General features: G+C 71.1%; 18 protein-coding genes and 1 CRISPR repeat array. All 18 genes read left to right on the plus strand.

Annotation, left to right across the window (positions count from 1 at the left end):
- Positions 1-33 precede the first annotated feature (33 nt).
- Entirely contained in the window at positions 34-807 is a 774-nt protein-coding gene (locus tag ABT354_RS36030; RefSeq protein WP_351501852.1) for a GntR family transcriptional regulator, read from the plus strand.
- A gap of 348 nt (positions 808-1,155) precedes the next feature.
- A complete protein-coding gene (locus tag ABT354_RS36035; RefSeq protein WP_351501854.1) occupies positions 1,156-2,016 on the plus strand; it encodes a hypothetical protein in 861 nt (286 codons plus the stop codon).
- 204 nt (positions 2,017-2,220) lie between these two features.
- Positions 2,221-2,494: direct repeats of the CRISPR family, unit length 28 nt; unit sequence GGACTACCCCTGCGCGGGCGGGGCGGAT.
- A gap of 488 nt (positions 2,495-2,982) precedes the next feature.
- Complete coding sequence (locus ABT354_RS36040; RefSeq protein WP_351501856.1) at positions 2,983-3,330, plus strand: hypothetical protein; 348 nt, start codon at positions 2,983-2,985, stop codon at positions 3,328-3,330.
- Positions 3,331-3,775: 445 nt separating this feature from the next.
- Positions 3,776-4,591, plus strand: a complete 816-nt coding sequence (locus ABT354_RS36045; RefSeq protein ID WP_351501858.1) for a hypothetical protein — start codon at positions 3,776-3,778, stop codon at positions 4,589-4,591.
- A 198-nt stretch (positions 4,592-4,789) separates the two neighbouring features.
- Entirely contained in the window at positions 4,790-4,957 is a 168-nt protein-coding gene (locus ABT354_RS36050; protein WP_351501860.1) for a hypothetical protein, read from the plus strand.
- Positions 4,958-5,171: 214 nt separating this feature from the next.
- A complete protein-coding gene (locus ABT354_RS36055; RefSeq protein ID WP_351501862.1) occupies positions 5,172-5,495 on the plus strand; it encodes a WhiB family transcriptional regulator in 324 nt (107 codons plus the stop codon).
- A 106-nt stretch (positions 5,496-5,601) separates the two neighbouring features.
- Complete coding sequence (locus tag ABT354_RS36060) at positions 5,602-6,048, plus strand: hypothetical protein (protein ID WP_351501864.1); 447 nt, start codon at positions 5,602-5,604, stop codon at positions 6,046-6,048.
- A 276-nt stretch (positions 6,049-6,324) separates the two neighbouring features.
- A complete protein-coding gene (locus tag ABT354_RS36065; RefSeq protein WP_351501866.1) occupies positions 6,325-6,687 on the plus strand; it encodes a hypothetical protein in 363 nt (120 codons plus the stop codon).
- A gap of 390 nt (positions 6,688-7,077) precedes the next feature.
- Positions 7,078-7,740, plus strand: coding sequence for a hypothetical protein (locus ABT354_RS36070; RefSeq protein ID WP_351501869.1), 663 nt, complete (start codon positions 7,078-7,080; stop codon positions 7,738-7,740).
- A 21-nt stretch (positions 7,741-7,761) separates the two neighbouring features.
- A complete protein-coding gene (locus ABT354_RS36075; protein ID WP_351501870.1) occupies positions 7,762-9,186 on the plus strand; it encodes a hypothetical protein in 1,425 nt (474 codons plus the stop codon).
- A gap of 467 nt (positions 9,187-9,653) precedes the next feature.
- Positions 9,654-9,995, plus strand: coding sequence for a DUF6197 family protein (locus tag ABT354_RS36080; protein WP_351501872.1), 342 nt, complete (start codon positions 9,654-9,656; stop codon positions 9,993-9,995).
- Between the two features lie 47 nt (positions 9,996-10,042).
- Positions 10,043-10,633, plus strand: a complete 591-nt coding sequence (locus tag ABT354_RS36085) for a hypothetical protein (protein WP_351501874.1) — start codon at positions 10,043-10,045, stop codon at positions 10,631-10,633.
- A gap of 949 nt (positions 10,634-11,582) precedes the next feature.
- Positions 11,583-12,734, plus strand: coding sequence for a hypothetical protein (locus tag ABT354_RS36090; protein ID WP_351501876.1), 1,152 nt, complete (start codon positions 11,583-11,585; stop codon positions 12,732-12,734).
- A 21-nt stretch (positions 12,735-12,755) separates the two neighbouring features.
- Complete coding sequence (locus ABT354_RS36095; protein WP_351501879.1) at positions 12,756-13,136, plus strand: hypothetical protein; 381 nt, start codon at positions 12,756-12,758, stop codon at positions 13,134-13,136.
- Between the two features lie 123 nt (positions 13,137-13,259).
- The gene (locus tag ABT354_RS36100) at positions 13,260-15,593 is read left to right on the plus strand and encodes a hypothetical protein (RefSeq protein WP_351501881.1); all 2,334 of its coding nucleotides are present in this window, start codon (positions 13,260-13,262) and stop codon (positions 15,591-15,593) included.
- A gap of 26 nt (positions 15,594-15,619) precedes the next feature.
- On the plus strand, positions 15,620-15,751 hold the full coding sequence (locus ABT354_RS36105) for a hypothetical protein (protein WP_351501883.1): 132 nt from the start codon (positions 15,620-15,622) through the stop codon (positions 15,749-15,751).
- Between the two features lie 120 nt (positions 15,752-15,871).
- Positions 15,872-16,213 carry a hypothetical protein gene (locus ABT354_RS36110; protein WP_351501886.1) on the plus strand — a complete coding sequence of 114 codons (342 nt, stop codon included), beginning with the start codon at positions 15,872-15,874 and terminating at the stop codon, positions 16,211-16,213.
- Positions 16,214-16,376: 163 nt separating this feature from the next.
- On the plus strand, positions 16,377-16,958 hold the full coding sequence (locus tag ABT354_RS36115) for a hypothetical protein (RefSeq protein WP_351501888.1): 582 nt from the start codon (positions 16,377-16,379) through the stop codon (positions 16,956-16,958).
- Positions 16,959-17,753 lie beyond the last annotated feature (795 nt).

Here is a 17,753-nt window from a genome sequence, read left to right on the forward strand (position 1 = left end):
GGCTGACTTGCATAGCCAGGAGTCAGGAGTGCCATGTCGCCGAGTCCGGAACGAGAGCACCCCTTCAAGCGGGTTGCGAACGAACTGCGAGCTGAGATCTTGCGGGGTGATCTGCCCCCGGGGGAGCGAATCCCTTCGGAGAACACGCTGAAGGATCGATTCGGCGTGACCCGTGCCACCGTGCGCAAGGGCATTGCGCTCCTGCGTATGGAAGGGCTGGTGACGACGCATCAGGGCAAGGGGGCGTTTGTCCGCGAGCGTCCGCACGTCAATCTTCGACAGACAGGAAGTATGTACCGGGCCCGGCGGGGTACTGGCAAGTCCAACTTCACCGCAGAAGTGGAGGCTCAGGGCAGGCGGCCAGTCCAGGCGATCAGGGAGGTTGTCGTGACGCCCGTGCCGGAGCGGATCGCCGCGCTGCTGCGAGTCGAGCCGGGCGCCCCTGTGGTTGCCCGGCGTCTCCTGTTCACCGTGGACGGCGCCCCCATGCAACTGGTGGACGGCTACTACGATGTCGCGATCGCGGCTGGCACGCGTATTGCCGAGGCCAAGCTGATCAAGGGAGGGATCAACGCCTACATCGAGGACCCCGAGGGGCCGATCGGCCGGCGAATCGTCCAGTTCATCGAAGACATCGAGGTCAGGATGCCCTACCCCCACGAGGCTCGGCAGCTCGACATCCCGGACGGCGTGCCCGTGGCACGGCTGCTGCGTACGGCATACGACTCTGCAGGCGAGCCACTTGAAGTTCTTGACTCGATCCTGCCCTGCGATCGGCATGCCTTCCGGTACGTGATTGATGTGTGACGCCAGGTCAGGAGCATGAAGCGGCCCCCACCCGTCGGGTGGGGGCCGCTTCATGTTGCGGCCACTTCACATCCACCTCTTGCATAACCAAGTTGGTGTCTCTATCGTCAGGGCATCGAACTTGGATATGCAAGCGAGATCCAGGTTCTGCCGTCACTTCAACTTCATATGTCTGGCTGACCGCTGCTCTAGGCGCGGCCGGGGGTGACGAGTTCCATGCGGTCCCCCAGGAGTACAGCCAGGTGCGCCACCCGTAGCGCCGTTGCGCTGCCCGCGAGCCACAGACCACCACGCTCCCGTGTGGCCGGCCTGCGACTGGCGGAGAACGCAACAGCAGGGAGACATCTGATGCGTCACAACGGGCGTGCCCCCGTCCTGGCCAGCCTGATGCCGCCGGAGCACCTCAGCCTCCGCGACGGTGAGCCCCCTCTCGCGGTCTGTTCCGAATGCGGGGCCTGGCGCCGCCTCACCAGGTCGATGATCACCCCGCACCGGGCCGCCGACGCCGCCCCGCACCGGGAGGAGCGCCGCTACCTCGGCGACAAACCGTACGGTGGACGCCGTTGTCCCGGCAGCGGTCAGCGGATCACCCTCGACCTCAGTGTCGAGCGCTGGGGTGAACTCCTCCTGGCGGCCGAGACCACCGCCGCCAGCCGCCGCACCACCCACCCGGTGCGCAAACCCCGGCCCGAGGCCCCGCCCGCGACCGCCCGGATGTCCACGGCCACCCGTACGGCCCGTGAACGCCTCGCCGCGCACCTCCAGGACCGCTGCGTCCGCTGCCAGCGGGCCGGTACCGCCAGCTGCCCGGTCGTGATCGGGCTGCGGCAGGAGATGAGCCTCGCCGAGAAGATCGCCGCCGCCCCGGCAGCCCCGATCTACAGCCAGCTCCGGACCGCACTGCACCAGCACCGGACTACCTGCACCCAGTGCACCGGCGACACACCGTGCCCGGCGGGACGCAGCCTCGCCGCCCGCATCACCGCCCACGCCCACCAGCACCTGCGCAACACCCGCCCCGAGCTGTACCGCACCCGCCCGCCAGCAGCACCCATTGCCGCTCGTCTCCGGGAGAACCCGGTCGCCCGCGCCCTGGGCGACGAGCTCACCGCGCACCAGGAGAGCGGCTGCATCTACTGCCGTGCCGGTCGTTGCCTTGTAGCGGTCGGGCTGCGGCAGCGGGTCCGCCGGGCGACCGCACTCCGCTGACCGATGAGTCCGCACGATCGACCACGGCCCTGGGCCACCCCTGGCGAGGGGCGGGCCGGGGGCGTGGACTGGTTGTACGGCAGCCGCCTCTCCCGACCGGCTCCGGAAGGATTCGCCCATGAGCACCGAGCTCACCACGTGCGACAGCACCCCTGCGTGGGCGGGGTGGATCCCTACCCCATGCTGTCCGTCTACGCGGACGAGGGACGACCCCTGCGTGGGCGAGGCGGACACCCTGATGAACCGCCGATCCATCGTACGGACCCCGGACGACCCCTGCGCGGGCGGGGCGGATGCTGTTCGAGGTGGATCAGGTGGAGCTATTCGGGGACTACCCCTGCGCGGGCGGGGCGGATGGCCAGGATGGTGCCCCAGTATGGCTGGACGCCGGACTACCCCTGCGCGGGCGGGGCGGATCGGAGGGTCGCTCCGTGCGCCACGATCGTGGTGGGACTACCCCTGCGCGGGCGGGGCGGATACTTCGTGACCTGCGGTGTTGTCACGTGATCATGGAGTTTTCGTTTACCTGCATCTGGTCGGCCCTTTCCCGTGGAGGTCTGCTGCGAGCACGGTATCTGCCGGGGCTGCCTCTGCGCCGCCGGTTCACCCGAAAGCGGACCAGCTGATGCCGGAATGTCGTACCGGGCAGACGGCGACGACGCCGACCGAGCCGCAGAGAGACGTTGTCCCGGCGGCGGAGCATGGTGCTCCGCAAGCCGAAGACGGCGACAGATGAAGTGGGCGTCCACCGGCCCGGCGGTCGCCGACACCGACACCCGCCGCGTGTACCGGCCCACTGGTGACACACCGCTCGGCGCGCCGCCGGTTCCGCTCCAGATGCTCCGCCCTGAGCGTCGCGAGAGCTGACAACGACCCCGCGCCGCATCTCTCCACCGCAGCAGGAGCCCCCGGGAGAACGTCTCCCGGGGGCTGTTTCTCCATGCCCTGACACCCGAGGAGATCCCGATGCGTACCACTCTGAACAGCCTCTACGCCCACTACTCCGCCCGGCTCGCTGCCGTCGCGGCCGAGCAGCTCGCCGAGGTCGGCGCAGACCCGGTCGCCGATGTCGACGATGTCGCCCAGGAGGTCTGGCTGTACGCCGCCCAGCTGCTGGTGATGCCGGAGCTCGGGCACGCCTGGGCGGTGTTGACCACGTTGCTGGACCGGGCGGTCGCCGACCTGGAGGCGTCCCGGAGCCGGGAGTTGCCGTACGGGATGGACCTGCCCGGTGTCCGCTGGACGCCCCCGGCACCCCTGGTCGTCTCGCCGTCTGATGCCGCCGACGTCCCGACGGTCGCAGCGGCGGCCTGACCTGGGCCTGTCCTGTTCCGCATGTCGTCCCCGGCCCACGAGGTGTGGGCCGGGGACGGCGTGGGGCTGCAGGAACGCCCCGGCTCCGCCTGGGAGGTGAAGGCCCCGGGCGGTGCGACAGGCTCACCGACAAGGAGATCACCTGTGGGACGACCCCTGCGCGGGCGGGGCGGATCAGGGCGGATCACCTCCGTATGCGTAGCCCGCATTTCCGACCTGCCGCTCCCTGGCGGCTTTGCCGATTGTTGACGGTATGTGCCATCTGCCCATCGTCGCAGAGGCGTGCCCCCCGTCCCCTGTTCTGCACGTCGTCCCCAACCGCTATAGGCACGGCGGTTGGTGGCGGCGTGGGGCTACAGGACACCCCAACTTACAGGTGCGCCGCCCGGAACTCTGACCTTCCGGGCGGCGCGGTTACAGGCCAACCCAGCAAAGGAGAACGCCTGTGGAAACGATGATTACACGCCCCCCAGAGCCGACCACCACGGCCGTCACCGCCGCGGGCTCCCGCGACCACGACGGTGCCTGGCTGCTGCCGGACCCCGCCTCCCCCGTGCTGGCTCGGCTCTCCCGCCGCCCCAGCCTCCAGGCGCAGCTCGCGGCTGGTGCCGTCTGCACCACTAGCGTCGCCGACGACTGGTTTCGCCGGTTCCGTGAGCCGGCCGCCCTCTGGTACGTGAGGGTCGCTCGCTTCCGCCGGGTTTGTGAGGCGTGCCCGGCACGGGCTGCGTGCCTTGAGCTCGCTTTGCGTGACCGCGAGGGTATGGATCTGAATCGTGGGGACGACGACATGGTTCGCGCCGGGCTGACGACCGTCGAGCTTCGTGAGCTCGGCACCGAACACCAGCGGGATCTTGAGGAAGCGGTCGCTCGCGACGACGAAGCCGTCACCCAATTGCGGCGCCCCCGGACCCTCACCCTCGACGTCGACCGCATGCTCCCGGACATCGGGGCTGTACCCGTGGATCCCGCTCGGGGCCGCCGGCTTGTCTGCGATCTCCGACAGACCCTCCCCTCCCCCGCCGCTCGTGCGCACGAGTCGCGGGCGTGGACCGGGGAGGAAGTCGAGCAGGAGGAGGACACCACTGGTCGAGACGGTACCGGCTATACCGGTGAGCCGGAGCCCGAAGCCCGTCTGCACGGTCTGGTCCGTGAGCTCGTTGCCGATGGTGACCGTCGGGCTGCCCGTGTCGGTCGCCGGGCTCGGCGGACGGTGGCCGAGATGACGTCCAGGCTCGCCTTGTCCGGGAGTGCTCGATGAGGCTGACCGAGGCCGAGCGGAAGAAGCTGTCGGAGCGGGTGCGTGAGGCCAACAAGCGGTCCGAGAGCAGGCCCCGGTGAACACCCTCCTGGCCCTGCTCCGAGTGCTCCGCGCCTGGACCTGCCCCGACTGCGGCGGGCACAACGCCGAGGACAACGAGGCGTGTGCCCACTGCACCCCGGACGGAATGTGACCGCCGTGCCCGACGACCTGTACATCCGGTACCTCACAGCCGCCAGGCAGCTCGCCGATCACCAGGCTGAGTGCCCGGCGTGCCGGGCCGAGGAGCCGTGCCCGGTCGCGCGTCCTCTCCAGGATCGGTTCGCCCGCCTGCAGGACGCCTACCTCCAGCGCACCAAGCGCTGAGCCCTCGCGGGCGGCTGGAAGGTCAGCCTGCCGGGTTCCTCGCCCGCACAACCGGGGGCGAGGAACCCGGTGGGCCGGAGACCACCAGCCACCCCGTCCTTCTCCCTCTCTCGCTGCCGTCGTCCGCGTCCGGACCGCGGCAGCTCCTTCCGGCCCCGAGGCGCAGAGCCCGGGACCGTCCTCTTTACTTCTTCTCATCCATGGAGGTCCCGCCATGCGCGGCGACATCATCCGCACCACCTACTCCCCCGCCACCGAGCCGACCGCCGGCGTCGACTGGCGACACAACGCCGTCTGCCGCGAGGAAGACCCCGAACTCTTCTTCCCGATCGGCACCACCGGCCCCGCCCTGCTCCAGATCGACGAGGCCAAGGCAGTGTGCCGCCGCTGCCCCGTCATGGAGCAGTGCCTGCAGTGGGCCCTGGAGGCCGACCAGGAGCACGGCGTCTGGGGCGGCCTGTCCGAGAGCGAGCGCCGTCGTATGAGGCGCCGCGCCGCCCGGAACCGCTCCCGCGCCGCCTCCGCTTCTGGGGCTTGACCGGTCTGGCGGCTGCCTGATCCACCCGGACCGCAGCGTGCTGCGGTCCGGGTGGTGACCGGGAGCCGGACAGCCCGGACCGTGATCACCCGAGGGGGACCACCCCATGACCAGCACCACCGGCACCATCTCCGTCACCGCTCTCGCCGTGCTGCGCGGTGCGGCCGAGGCCGCCGCCCCGCTGTGGGCGGAGTGGACCCGCGCCCACACCGCGCTGGCCGAGGTGTTCACCGCGTTGGACTCCACGCCCGACGCCGAGTGGAAAGCGGCCGTCAGCAGGCTGTTGAACGCCCAGTACGCGGCCGATGACGCGGCCCGCGCCTGGGACGCCGCCGCCGAGAACATCGCCAGGGCCCGTCTCAACGGCCTGTTCGGCGACCGGCGGGCCGAGGCCCTCGCCCTGGCCGGGGTCGACCCCGCCTGGGAGATCGCCGGATGCCACACCGAGTACGGCCGGTTCGGTGGGCCGGTGTGCCACCGCCTGCGCCATGACGGCGCCGGCCAGCGCGCGCACATCCACCGCATCTCGGCCCTGTGCGACGCCGACGGCTGACCCTGCGGTCTGCCAACCGTCCCCCCGCACCCCCGGCCACACCGGCCAGGGGGTGCGGGGCAGTGGGGAGCTGGACAGCCCACCCCGTGAAGGGACCTGCCGCCGCTCGACCGCAGAACGTCCCGCCCGCCCGGCGGGAGCCGCAGACAGGTAGCTGTCCGTGCGCGTGGGCCTCAGGCCACCAGCTGCCCGCCTGACGGGCACCCCGCTTATTGCGTATTCACCGGCCTGGGGCAGCCCAGGGCCACTCAGTTCACTCGCTCATCGAGGAGCAGCATGTTCGCGCAGCAGAACGCCAGCACGGTGAAGTCCGGGTTCGGGCAGGGTGACTATGTCCTGTACCGGGACCCCGCCCGCTTCTGGAGGGGCCTGCCCGACCACACCTTTGTCTGCCGGATCGAGACGGCCTGGGCGACCGGCACGTACAACCTGACCGCGCTGGCCACCGGCAGTACCGTCTACGACGCGCGGCCCGAGTACATGCGGCTGCTGCCGCCCGTCGACGCGATGCGCGACATCGACACCGCCCCGCTGAACACCGATGGGGCCGCCGACGACATGACGGCCGCTGCCATGTGCTGGCTCACCCAGCAGCAGGCGACGGCGAACCGGCGTCCGGAACTGCCCGGCCAGAGCTGAAGCGGCCAGCGCCCGAACGCGGACCAGGCCCTCCCTCACTCTTCTTCTGCTCCCGCCCGGCGGGCCCGGTTCCCAACTCGTGGCCCACGCCTTTGAGCAGCACACGGTCCGCCCGCCCGCCTGGCGGGCGGACCGCTTTTCCTTCCCCGCCTGCCCGGGAACAGTCCCGGGCCCGTCCACCTGGAAGACTCCATGAACTCACGCACCATTGCTTTACACCGCGAGCTCGACCGTTCCGGCCTGTCCCCCACCGCTGCTGCCGCCGCCGCCGCTGCGCCCGCGCCCGGCACTGTGCCTCTGCCCGCCCGGGCCGGGACGGCTGCTGCTCCGTCGGAGCGGCCGGTACCTCTCCTGGCTGCGGATGTCTCCCGGTATCACCACCCGCTGTTCGTGCGGGCGGAGCCCGGCGAGTACGAGGGCTGGACCACCTACCACTTCCGTGGTTTCACCGGCCGCGAGGAACGGCCCGAGATGCCGTCCGCCGTCTGGAGGGACAGGACGGTCACCTCCGAGGAGCGGTGGGAGCTCGGGCGGCAGTACGACTCGGCCCGAGTCCTGTGGTCCAAGGCCCGCCTGCGGCTGCGGGCCGTGCCCGTACTGCGGAAGGCCGCCCCGCTGTGGGAGGCGTGGCAGCGGGCGCAGGCCGCACTCCACCAGACGTTCCGCGCGTTCTGGGACACCTCCGACGGCATGTGGCGCGCGCAGCTGTTGAAGCTCACCGACGCCGAGCGTGCCGCGGTGGAGGCGGCGACGGCGTGGGACGGCGTCGCCGGGGAGCTGGCCCGGCTCGCCGAGGACCAGGTCCGCGAGGCCGGGGAGGACAACGACCTGGCGCTGACGGTCGTGGCCCGGGAGGCCGGTCTGGACGCGAGCGGCTGGGACATCTCGCCGGCCGACTCCTACAACCCCTACCCCGGCTACTGGCAGAAGGAGATGCCGCTGGTCGCCGCCGCCGGCCGGGAGATCGCCGAGCAGCGCGAGCGCCTGGCCGAGGTTGCGGCCCTCGCCGGAGACATCACCGCCACGACCGCTCCCGCCGCCCGGCGGGACTGAAAACCATAGAGAGGAGTCATCGTGGAGAACACAGCGACCAACCCGCATGAGGCCGGATCGCCGGGGCGGCGTCTGACCCGGATGCAGACCGGGATCCTGATCGCCGCTGCTGTGCCGATCGCCGTCGGCGGCGGCCTGGGCGGCTGGGGCACGTTCACCAACATCCTGACCGAGTTCCCGCGGGACGCGACCGCGATCGGTGTGGTGGCGGCCGGTGAGGGCGGCACGCTGACCCTGGCGATCGTCATGGTCCTGGTGACCTTGCTGGGGCAGTCCTCGCCCGGGTGGGTCCGGGCGGGACTGTGGGTGCTGCCCCTGATCGCGTCCGCCACGGGCGCGGCGGTCGCCGACACCCTGGAGGAGGCGGTCGTCTACGCGGTCACGCCGCTGGCGATGATCGCGGCGGCTGAGGGACTGGGGCTGATCGCCCGCAGGGTCGTCGTCTACTGCACCGGCGTCGACATGGAGGCCCGGCGCCGGAACGCCACCACGGTGCAGAAGATGGCGGTGCTCCGCGCCCTGGCCGCCAACCACCCCAAGAAGGGGGCCCGCCGGCGGGCCGAGCTCGCGTCCTGGCGCCTGGCACGCAAGGTCGGCATCGGCGACGACGACCTGGGCGCCGGCCTGGTGACGGTCCAGCGGGAACGGCTGACCAGCGGCGCCGACACGGCCCTCGCCGCCATGTTCACCCCCGCCCGCGCCGCCGTCACACCGGCCGTACCCGCGCTGCCCGTTTCCGGCACACCCGCCCTCGCACCGGGGACAGGCCACGGCGGATCCGGCACGGCCTCCGTGCCGGATGGCGGGGACCGGCACGCGCAGGGCAGGGACCGGCGCAGTGCCGTCACGGCCCCGCCCGTCCCCGTCACGGCCCCGCTGGTTCCCGGCACTGGGGATGTCACGCAGGTCAGCGCCGGTCCCGGTGACGGACCGGCACACACCGGCGGGACCGGCACGGTCCCGGCCCGTGACGGCGTCACGGCCACCGGCACACCGTCCGGCACGCAGAGCGTGCCGGACACGGATACGGGCACGGTCCCCGCAGTGCCGGACACCGGTGCCGTCACGGATGCGGCTGTGCCGGACGCGGAGGTGGTTGTGCCGGTCGTGTCGTCCGGCACGGCGGTGACGCTCAAGGAGATCGCCGCCGTCGTGGGTGTGCCGGTCCCGGAGCAGGGCGAGCGCCTCTCCGACGCGCAGCTGATGGTCGTGGTGCGGCATCTTCGCTACCGCGTGGACCCGCCGCTGTCGTACCGGCAGGCCATGGCCGCGTTCCGCCGGGCCGGTTTCGTCGGGGGCGAGGAGCGGATCCGCCGCACCTGGGCCGAGCTGATGTCCCAGGAGGAGGACGCCCCGTCCGACACGGCCGGAACCCCGGGAGAGACCCCGGCCGATGAGGAGACGGTGGGCGAGGAGGACGAGGAAGAGGCCGGCCCCCGGCCCTGACCTCCTGCCCTTTTCATGTCCGGCACCACCGGCGAAGGCCAGCCCGCGCACATTCGGGCTGGCCTTCGCCGCGACTGCCGGAAGCACGCACGTACGCAGTCGAGCGCGGTGGCAGACCCGGCCTGGCAGACCCGGCGCGCACCCCCTGGTGAGCGGCAGAAGCCGCAGACCCGCAGGAGTGCAGACCCGGTGAGTGACCCCGGCGAGCCCCGCACCACCCAGTTCCAGGCCCCTGACGAAGCGTGATCAGCAAGGGGTCTTCGGCTTGTCCACTCACAAGAAAGGAGCACACCATGGCACCCACGGCGACCGGGCCGCCCCCGAAGTCCGGGAGCTGCACCCGTACGACGACCCCGTCGGCGCCCGCGCCGGCACCCCCCGCGGTGATCCCGCCGGCCCTTGCCAGGTGGGCGCCCGACCCTCCGACCTGGGGCCAGCGAATCATCCCCCACGGGATCCGGTCCGTGATGGCCGACTGGGGGCTCTGGCAGGAGCCGCGCCCCCTGAAGCCGTCGTTCCACCTGGTCCAGGTGATCGAGGTCCTGACCCGCTACGGCTGGTGCCAGACCTTTGATTTCTCCCCCACCGGCCGTATGTGCATCAGGGGTGCCCAGACCTTTCTGGAATCCACCGGGCACGTGACCGTGATCGACCGGGGGAAGGCCGTGAACTACCTCCAGACCCAAATCGCCCGGCAGGGCGTGGAGATGGAGTTCTGGGCGTGGAACGACCTTTCCCGCAACACTTTCCGGGGCGTGGAGGCCATGATCTCTGCTGCTTCCGACCTGGCGCGTAGGAACGGAGAATAAAAATGACGCCGGAAGAAGAGAGGGCATTCGAAGGAATCCAGGCCGGAATGGCGGCTGGGTTGGCCTTCGGGAACAGCGCTCCGGACGCGTCCCCGTACGCCGATGAAGGCCCGTACGGGACCCCGGTCGTGAAGAACAGGAAGGCCGGTCTGACCCGCCGGGGGAAGGTCGCTGTCGCGGTCGCCGGGGTGGCGGTCATCGGCGGCGGAACCATCTGGTGGAACGTCCACCAGGCCGGTTTGGAGGCGGACCGGAAGGAGGCCGCCGCCCTCCAGGTCCAGATGAAGGAGCTGGAGCTGGAGGAGATGAGGATCCGCAACGCGCAGGCGGGCGCCGACCAGCAGGCCGCGACTGCCTCCGCCGAGAAGATCCAGGCAGCTGTCAACAGGTGCGTGAAGGACTCCTCCGGCCTGATCGGCAAGGGGTTCGGATCACCCTCGCGGAGCGACGTCGTGGCGGACTGCAAGCAGCAGTACGAGACCGCCGACGGGTCCGGCATGACGGCCGCTGGCAACGCCCAGGCCACCGGTGAGAGTGGGGGCGGCGGGATCAACTCCCCCGCCCTGCTGGGCCTCGTCGCCGGGGGCGCGCTGGTCGTCGCGGTGTTCGCACGCAAGGGCAAGCAGCCCGATGTGTAGTCACGGAAAGTAGTTGCGGTGGTTACTCCTTCCCTACTCACTACCGCCTGAACAGCGAAATCGCTTCCCCTGGGGCGCCTTGGGCGATCTTCTGAGCCCGGAAGTAGGTAAGGAGTAACCACCCTGAGTAACGATCGAGGGAGCGTATGCGGCACGACAGGACCGGCCGAAGCCGCCGGTGGTCGCTGGTGGTACACGAGAAAGGGGAGTAGAGATGGCGACCGATACGGCGCCCCCGGTCCCTGCGGGACCGCCCGATCCGCCCGCTGCGCCAGCCGTCGGCACGGAGGCCGCGAAGGCCGGTGACACCGGCATCATGGCCGCCCTGATGGCCGCGGTGGAACCGGCCCGGCCGGTCACCGCGACCGGCGCGGGGGCCCGGCCGGACGGTGACGACCCGGCCGCGAAGGCGGACCCGGACGGGGTGGTGGACCGCTCCTCCCCGGGCGTCACGAGCGAGTCGTTCAAGACCCGGGACGACCTGACGGGCGCCGGGTCCGACGCGGCCGGTGCCCGGCACAAGGAGGGCGTGTTCAAGACCCTGGTCCGCGCCGGTGCGACTCGCTGGGCGAAGGGCGGCGGGACGGCGAACAAGCGCCTCGACCTGGAGAGGACCCGGGCCGGTGCGCACCAGGTGAAGGAGACCCGGACCACCACAGTCATGAAATCGCCCGGACTTCCCACCCGGAACGGTTCCGGAGGGGCCGGTGGCGGGAGCCAGAATTCCGGCGCCAGCGGTGGCGGTAATTCGGGCCGGAGCCCTACCGGGAACGGCTCCACGGGCACCGGGCGCAGTGGAAGCGGCGGTACCAACGGAGGCGGCGGGCGCGGCCCATCCGGTTCTTCCGGCTCGAACGGGAGCGGAAGTTCCGGCGGCGGGCGCGGCACCAGCGGAATCGGTGGCGGAGGTCCGTCGAAGGACACCCGCCCTAAGTCGGTAAAGGACTCCGTGAGTAAGGGGAAAGACGGCTCCTCGGGGAACGCGGGATCTGGTGGAAAGGCTTCGGGCGGCTCGTCCAGCGGGAGTTCCGGTGCCTCGAAAGAAAAGGGCGACACGGGCCGGGGCGCGAAGGCCGACCTGAAGAAGGACGGCAGCGGCCAGGGTTCGGGCGGCGCCGCCGGGAGCGGCGGCGGATCCGGCTCGCGTGGCGCTTCCGGGAGCAGCGGCCAGGGCTCCGGCGGCTCCTCGGGGAGCAGCGGCGGATCCGGGAAGAGTGGCTCCTCCGGGAGCGGCGGCGGGGGCAAGGGTTCGGGTGGTTCCTCCGGGAGTGGCGGCGGGTCCGGCAAGAGCGGCAAGGCTGGCTCCGACTCCGGCTCGGACGGCGCCCACAGCCGGACCCCGCTCCAGCGCTCCCGGGAGACGGGTCATGGCGACGGCTCCAGGGTCCGCAACGTGGTCGACCACGTGCAGGCGTACGCGAAGGGCGCGAAGGACGGATATCAGGACAAGAAGGAGGAGAACGGTAAGGAGCACGCGCGGCTGGACGAGGCGCACGCCGGCCGCAAGGCGAAGCAGCAGGACCCGAAGAAGGACAGCCCGAAGGGGGTGGCGGTCACCGGGCCGGACGGCCGGACGCTCGTCATCGCCCCGCCGGAGGAAGGAGACGACGGAATGAGCACGGACGTGAAGCCTCTCCTGGTGAAGGAGATCAACGCGAACACGCTGACCCTGGAGGTGGAGGGTGCCCCCAAGCCGATCAGCCGGAAGGAACTGCGGAACTTCAAGCAGTACGAGCGCAAGCTGGAGGGCAAGGAGAGCTACCTGGTCAAGGTGGCCGAGACGTGCAAGTCGCTGCAGGCCGCTGCCGAGCTCGAGGCGAGGGACTGCCAGCGGCTGGCGGAGCAGGCGAAGGGCGTCGAGGGCGGACAGAAGCTGGCCGGGAAGCTGGCGAAGCTGGCCGACGCGGCGAAGGCCCAGGCGGTGGAGGCCGCCGAGCTCCACAAGCGGGCGCGGCGGGCGGCGGAGATGTGCAAGGTCGTCCTGACCAATATCGGGACCCGGTACGCGCCGCTGTACAAGGCGGTCGTGGACTCGGACGAGACGAAGCCCGCCGAGCTGCGCTTCTACAACGACAAGGGCTCCTACGCGTCCGCCGCGTAGGAGAGGACGGGAGAGCTGATCATGGCAGAGCTGACGTACAAGGCCCTCGTCCGCAAGGTCCAGGACAAGGAGAAGGCCCTGGCCCGTCACGCGGAGGGGGCCAGGAATTCCGCGGACAACATGAGGCAACTGGCCGACGACACCGCCTCCGATGCGGACGCGCTGGGGGCCAAGAGCGTGGACCGCGACTCCCTGGCGGAGTGCCAGGAGCTGGCGAAGGTCATCCGCGGGGTGTCGGACGGCACGCTCACCTACGCGGCGAAGACGGCCGACATCGTGAAGGCGGCGAAGGCGGCCGGGGACCAGGCCCGCACCACCCACGGCGGGTTCCAGGAAGCCTTCGACCGCTCCGACGTGACGGGCCTGGAGAAGGTCTCGCGCGACTGGTTCGAGCAGGAATAGCACCACCACACCACCCACACCATTCACACCGCTGGCGTGGCCGGCCCCTGGGGATCACACACCCCGCGGGGGTCGGCCGCGCTGTTCGTGGCCCCCGTTTTCCAGGCAGGAGAGTCCCCCTCGATGTCCACCACCATCACCAAGACCGTGCCGAACTCTGCGCCGGCGGAGCGTGCCGCCGCGGCGCTCCAGGTCGTCCTGCCCGTCGGGGTGGGCATCCTGGCCCCCTTCCTGGATCCGGACGCGGCGGCCTACGCCGCGCTCGGCTTCGTGGCCGGGGCGACGTTCGCCGGGGCCAACTACATGAACCGCCTGGGCCGCTGGGCCGATCTGCTGCCCGGGATCGACATCGCGCGGGCGCACCGCGACACGATGGGGATCTCCACGATCACCACCGGTATGGGTCTGGCCCTGGGGCAGCTCGGCGGGGCCGAGGCGTCCGACGCGCTGATGGCCGGGGCCCTGGAGCCGACCACGATTCCCGGGATTCTGTCGCTGGGCTGGTGGGCGGCGGTCGTCTTCACCGGCTGGCGTCTGCGCCGGGTCTTCGGACGGCGGAGGATCGTGGTGGAGCAGGCGCAGCCGCCGGTGCAGGCTGTCCCGGCCAATACCGGCGGCCCGGCCGCGGTGTCCCTGGCGGACAAGATGATCGCGGCCTGGGGGCGGGTGATCAGCGACCCCAAGCACGGGCGCCACCGGGGCCAGGTCCTGTCCGACGTCGTGATCTACGCCGACCGGTGGGAGGGGCGGATCACCGCTGCCCTCGGCGACTCCGTCAGCGTGGCGAAGGAGACCGTCTCCAGTCTCTTCGGGCGCGCGGTCGAGGACATCACCATGAAGGTGGGGGCGCACTCCGGGGAGGTCTTCATCACCGTCTGGTACACCCAGCGCGCGGAGCTCGACCCCGCTACCCTCCAGGGCGCCTGGAAGCGGGTGCGGGCGCGGCTCCTGCCCAAGACCCACCTGGAAGAGGTCGGCAAGGACGAGAACACCGGCGGGCAGGTCGCGCGCGTCGTCGCCGACGACGACCTGGACGCACTCCCCCGCGTCGTCAACCTCGGCGAGCTCGCCGGTGCGCTGCGCCGTTCCATCGACCTCGTCTCCTACGAGCCGGGACGGCGCGACCCCAGGCGCGCGATCATCCGCGTCATGGACCACAACCCCCTGGAGGCCGGCCACGACTTCCAGGGCCTGGACTCCCTGGTGGCCACCCCGGGAGGCTGGGTCAGCATCGGGAAGATCGTGAGCGGGTTCCCCGCGAAGATCCAGCTGTTCGACCCGAAGCTGGGCGCCCTCCACGTCGTGATCGCCGGTACCACCGGCTCCGGCAAGGGCGGCACGGGCCAGATGATCAGCCTGGCCTATCACGCCAACAGGATGGCCCAGATCTACGGTGACCCCAAGGGCGCGAGCAACCCGGCGATCCCGAAGATGGCCGCCTACAGCGGCCTGACGAAGGAGGGCGCCCTGGGCGCCATGCGGCTGTCCTGGTGGGTCCTCCAGCACCGGATCGAAGAGGCCGCCCGCCTGGAGCTGAAGAACTTCGAACCGTCGGCGATGCGGCCGTACTGCGCCACGATCCTGGACGAGGCCGCCCAGATGCTCGCTCCCGGGGCGCCGAACCGCAAGGAGGCCGTGAAGATCGTCAAGGACGGTGCCTCGCTGACCCGCTCCCTGGGCATGCCCTGGGTCCTGATCAACCAGACCGTCAACCTCGACCAGCTCGGCGGCGAGCAGGCGATCCGCGCGAACCTCCTGGCCGGCGGGACCTGGATCATCCTGCGCACCGACAGCGACCAGGTGAACCTGGGCGACCTTCCCCCCGGCTTCGAGGGGATCGACCCCTCGCTGATCCCGCCGGTGTGGGTGGAGGAGGACGACGCGCTGGTGTACGACCCGACCCTGGAGGAGTCGGACCCGCGCCGCACCTTCGGCCTCGGCTACGTCGCGGCCCCTGGCGGGCGCGCGGGCATGATGCGGATCGACACCCTTGAGGACGCCACCGCGCACATCCGGCCGGAGAACGTCATGGCCCCGGTCGACGTGCCCTGGTGGGGCGACGAGGCGTACATGGAGGAGCTGGCCCGGACCCCCATCCCCGGCTTTGAGGAGACGGACGGCGAAGGCGCCACCGGCGAGGCAGGCACCTCGTTCCCCGGTGTCCACCTCCCCAAGCCGAAGGAGCTCACCTCGGAGGAGAAGGTCCTGGCCGCCCTCCGCGACGAATCCGACCCCATGTACGTGGACATGCTCGATGAGGGCGACGACATCGACCCCGACGACATCGACTACGTGGAGCGGGGCCAGCTCCAGGCCGCCTGCGGCGTCGCGGAGTCGACCTTCGCGAACGTCCTCAACAAGCTGGAGAAGGCCGGAAAGATCCACCGGATCAAGGAAGGGAAGACCTCCAAGGTGGCCCTCGGCCCCCGGCCGCAGGCCACCGACGAGGCCGCCTGACCGCTGCCCATGCAGTGCGTTTCCCCATGCGGCCGCCGTGCCGCACCACCACCGAACACCACCGTGGCCACGTCCTCGCCACTGCCGCCCGTATCCGCCGTGCGCTGGACGAACCCACCACCCCGTACGGGACGGCGTCCGCGGACACCACGACCTGAGCGACACCACCTGGCACTCCGGGCCCCGGCAACTGCGGCCGGGGCCCGCCCCACGCTGCCACGACCGTCACCCGGACCCCGGACATGCCGGTCCGCCACAGAGAAAGGTGAACGACGCCCGTGCGCCGTTACCGCTACCGCTGCCCCGTCTGCCAGACCACCAGCCCCGTCCGCCACGGCCTCAACGCCCTCGCGGCCGAAGGCGAACACCACCGCGACTCGCAGCACGGCGGCCACTACCCCGACGGCGAGACCAGCGGAGAAACAGACCGCCTCGGCCGCTGGTACGCCGCGCTTCCTCCGATCGCCGCCGCCCACGCGCGGCTCGCCGACACTCTCAGCGACCTCCACGACGAGAAGGCCATGGGCCACTACTGGTGGGCCAGCGCCGGAGCCGTCCTCATCCTCACCGCCGCGATAGCCCTCGTCCTCGGCACCGCCCTCCTCGCCCTGCAGCACTGACCCGGACGCTCCGCCCGGTCACCCACCGGCAACGGGCCCCGTTCTGAAACAGCCCCGCCCCGACCTCACAGGCCGGGGCGGGACCACCGGGTGACCGCAGCATCGGCTAGAGGCCGGCCACCCACTCCTCCACCCGAGAATCCGAGATCAGGAGACCTCCAGCATGCCTCGTCTGCCCATCACCACGGAGCGCCTGGCCCTCTTCGGCACCCTGCTCGCCACCTTCGGCGAGCTCCACCCCGCCTGCGACCACTGGGTCCAGGGCAGCAAGACCGCGTCCTGGAAGCGGCTGTACGGCGACGACCTGGTCCACGCCGACGGCTCCCCCGCCACACCGGACTCCACCCGCCCGACCATGACCATCAGCACCCTCGGCCGCCGCGCGGTCGCCTGCCACGTCGCCTCCTACACCGCCGTCCAGCTCGGAGCGACCATCGCGATCACCCGCGCCTTCGGCTACCGCGTCACCCCGGCCGCGCTGCTCGCCGGAGCGGCCATCAACGCCGGCACCCATGCCGCCATCGATCGCGGAGCTTTCCTTCTGTGGCTCGCCCGGAAGGCGAAGCAGACCGGCTACATCGACCACTGCCAGGCGCTCCGCCTCGACGCCGAAGGGGACATCAGCCAGGAGATCACCGGGCCCGGGAGCGCGTGGATGGAGCTGGACGCGGCGCTCCACCGCGCCATCGGCGTCGGTGCCGCCGCCGTCACCACCTGGCTCACCACCCGCCCCGGCCGCCGGTGACCCCCGCCACCCACACCCGACCGGACGAACCGGCGGGGCCGGCCGATGTCGGCCAGCTCCTCACTGTGGCCTTCCGCGCCGCCGCACTCACGCCGCTGGCCGCCGGTGACGCCCCTGTTCTCGTGGTCACCGAATAGCCGATCGACGGCGCCGACGGCGCCGGTTGCCCCTCCTCGCCCTGCACCCCTGACGGGGCGGCCGGGCGGGGTGGGGGAGCCGGAGAGACCGGCCCCGGAAGGGATTCCTGATGAGCAAGCGCGTACGCGTCCGCGAGGTGACGGACCCGCAGACCGGTCGTGTGACCACGGAGAAGGCCGTACTGCACGGGGAGGCAGTGGAGATCGCACCGGGAGTGCGGATGGTCCCGGGCGGCGGCAAGCAGCAAAAGAAGAAGAACAAGAACAAGAAGAGCTACGGCCTGTCCGGTCGATCATGTTCGAAGCCCGGTGATGACGGACGCCGCGGTGCTTGTGCCGAGGAACACATAGCCTCGCTTGTCATAGCGAGTTGTGCTCGCCCGGAGCTGATGGCCCCGTCCCAAGAACAACCAGATCACACGCCAGCCTCAGAATCGCACCCTGGATGCAGAGGGGCGGCGGCACAGGGTGTCCTGTGCCGCCGCCCTGGGTGGTGCGGTGGGCCAGCCGGTCAGGCGAGGGGCACGTCCAGGTGGGACGGGGCGCCTTCGGGTGACGAGAGGGTGAGCTTGGCACCGGCCTCGTTGGCGTGGCCGTAGAAGGGGTCCTTGGTGTCCAGGACGAGCATCAGGCGGTGTCCGGCCGGGACGTCGTAGCC

It is taken from the genome of Streptomyces sp. NPDC000594, assembly GCF_040299965.1.
Classification (GTDB): domain Bacteria; phylum Actinomycetota; class Actinomycetes; order Streptomycetales; family Streptomycetaceae; genus Streptomyces.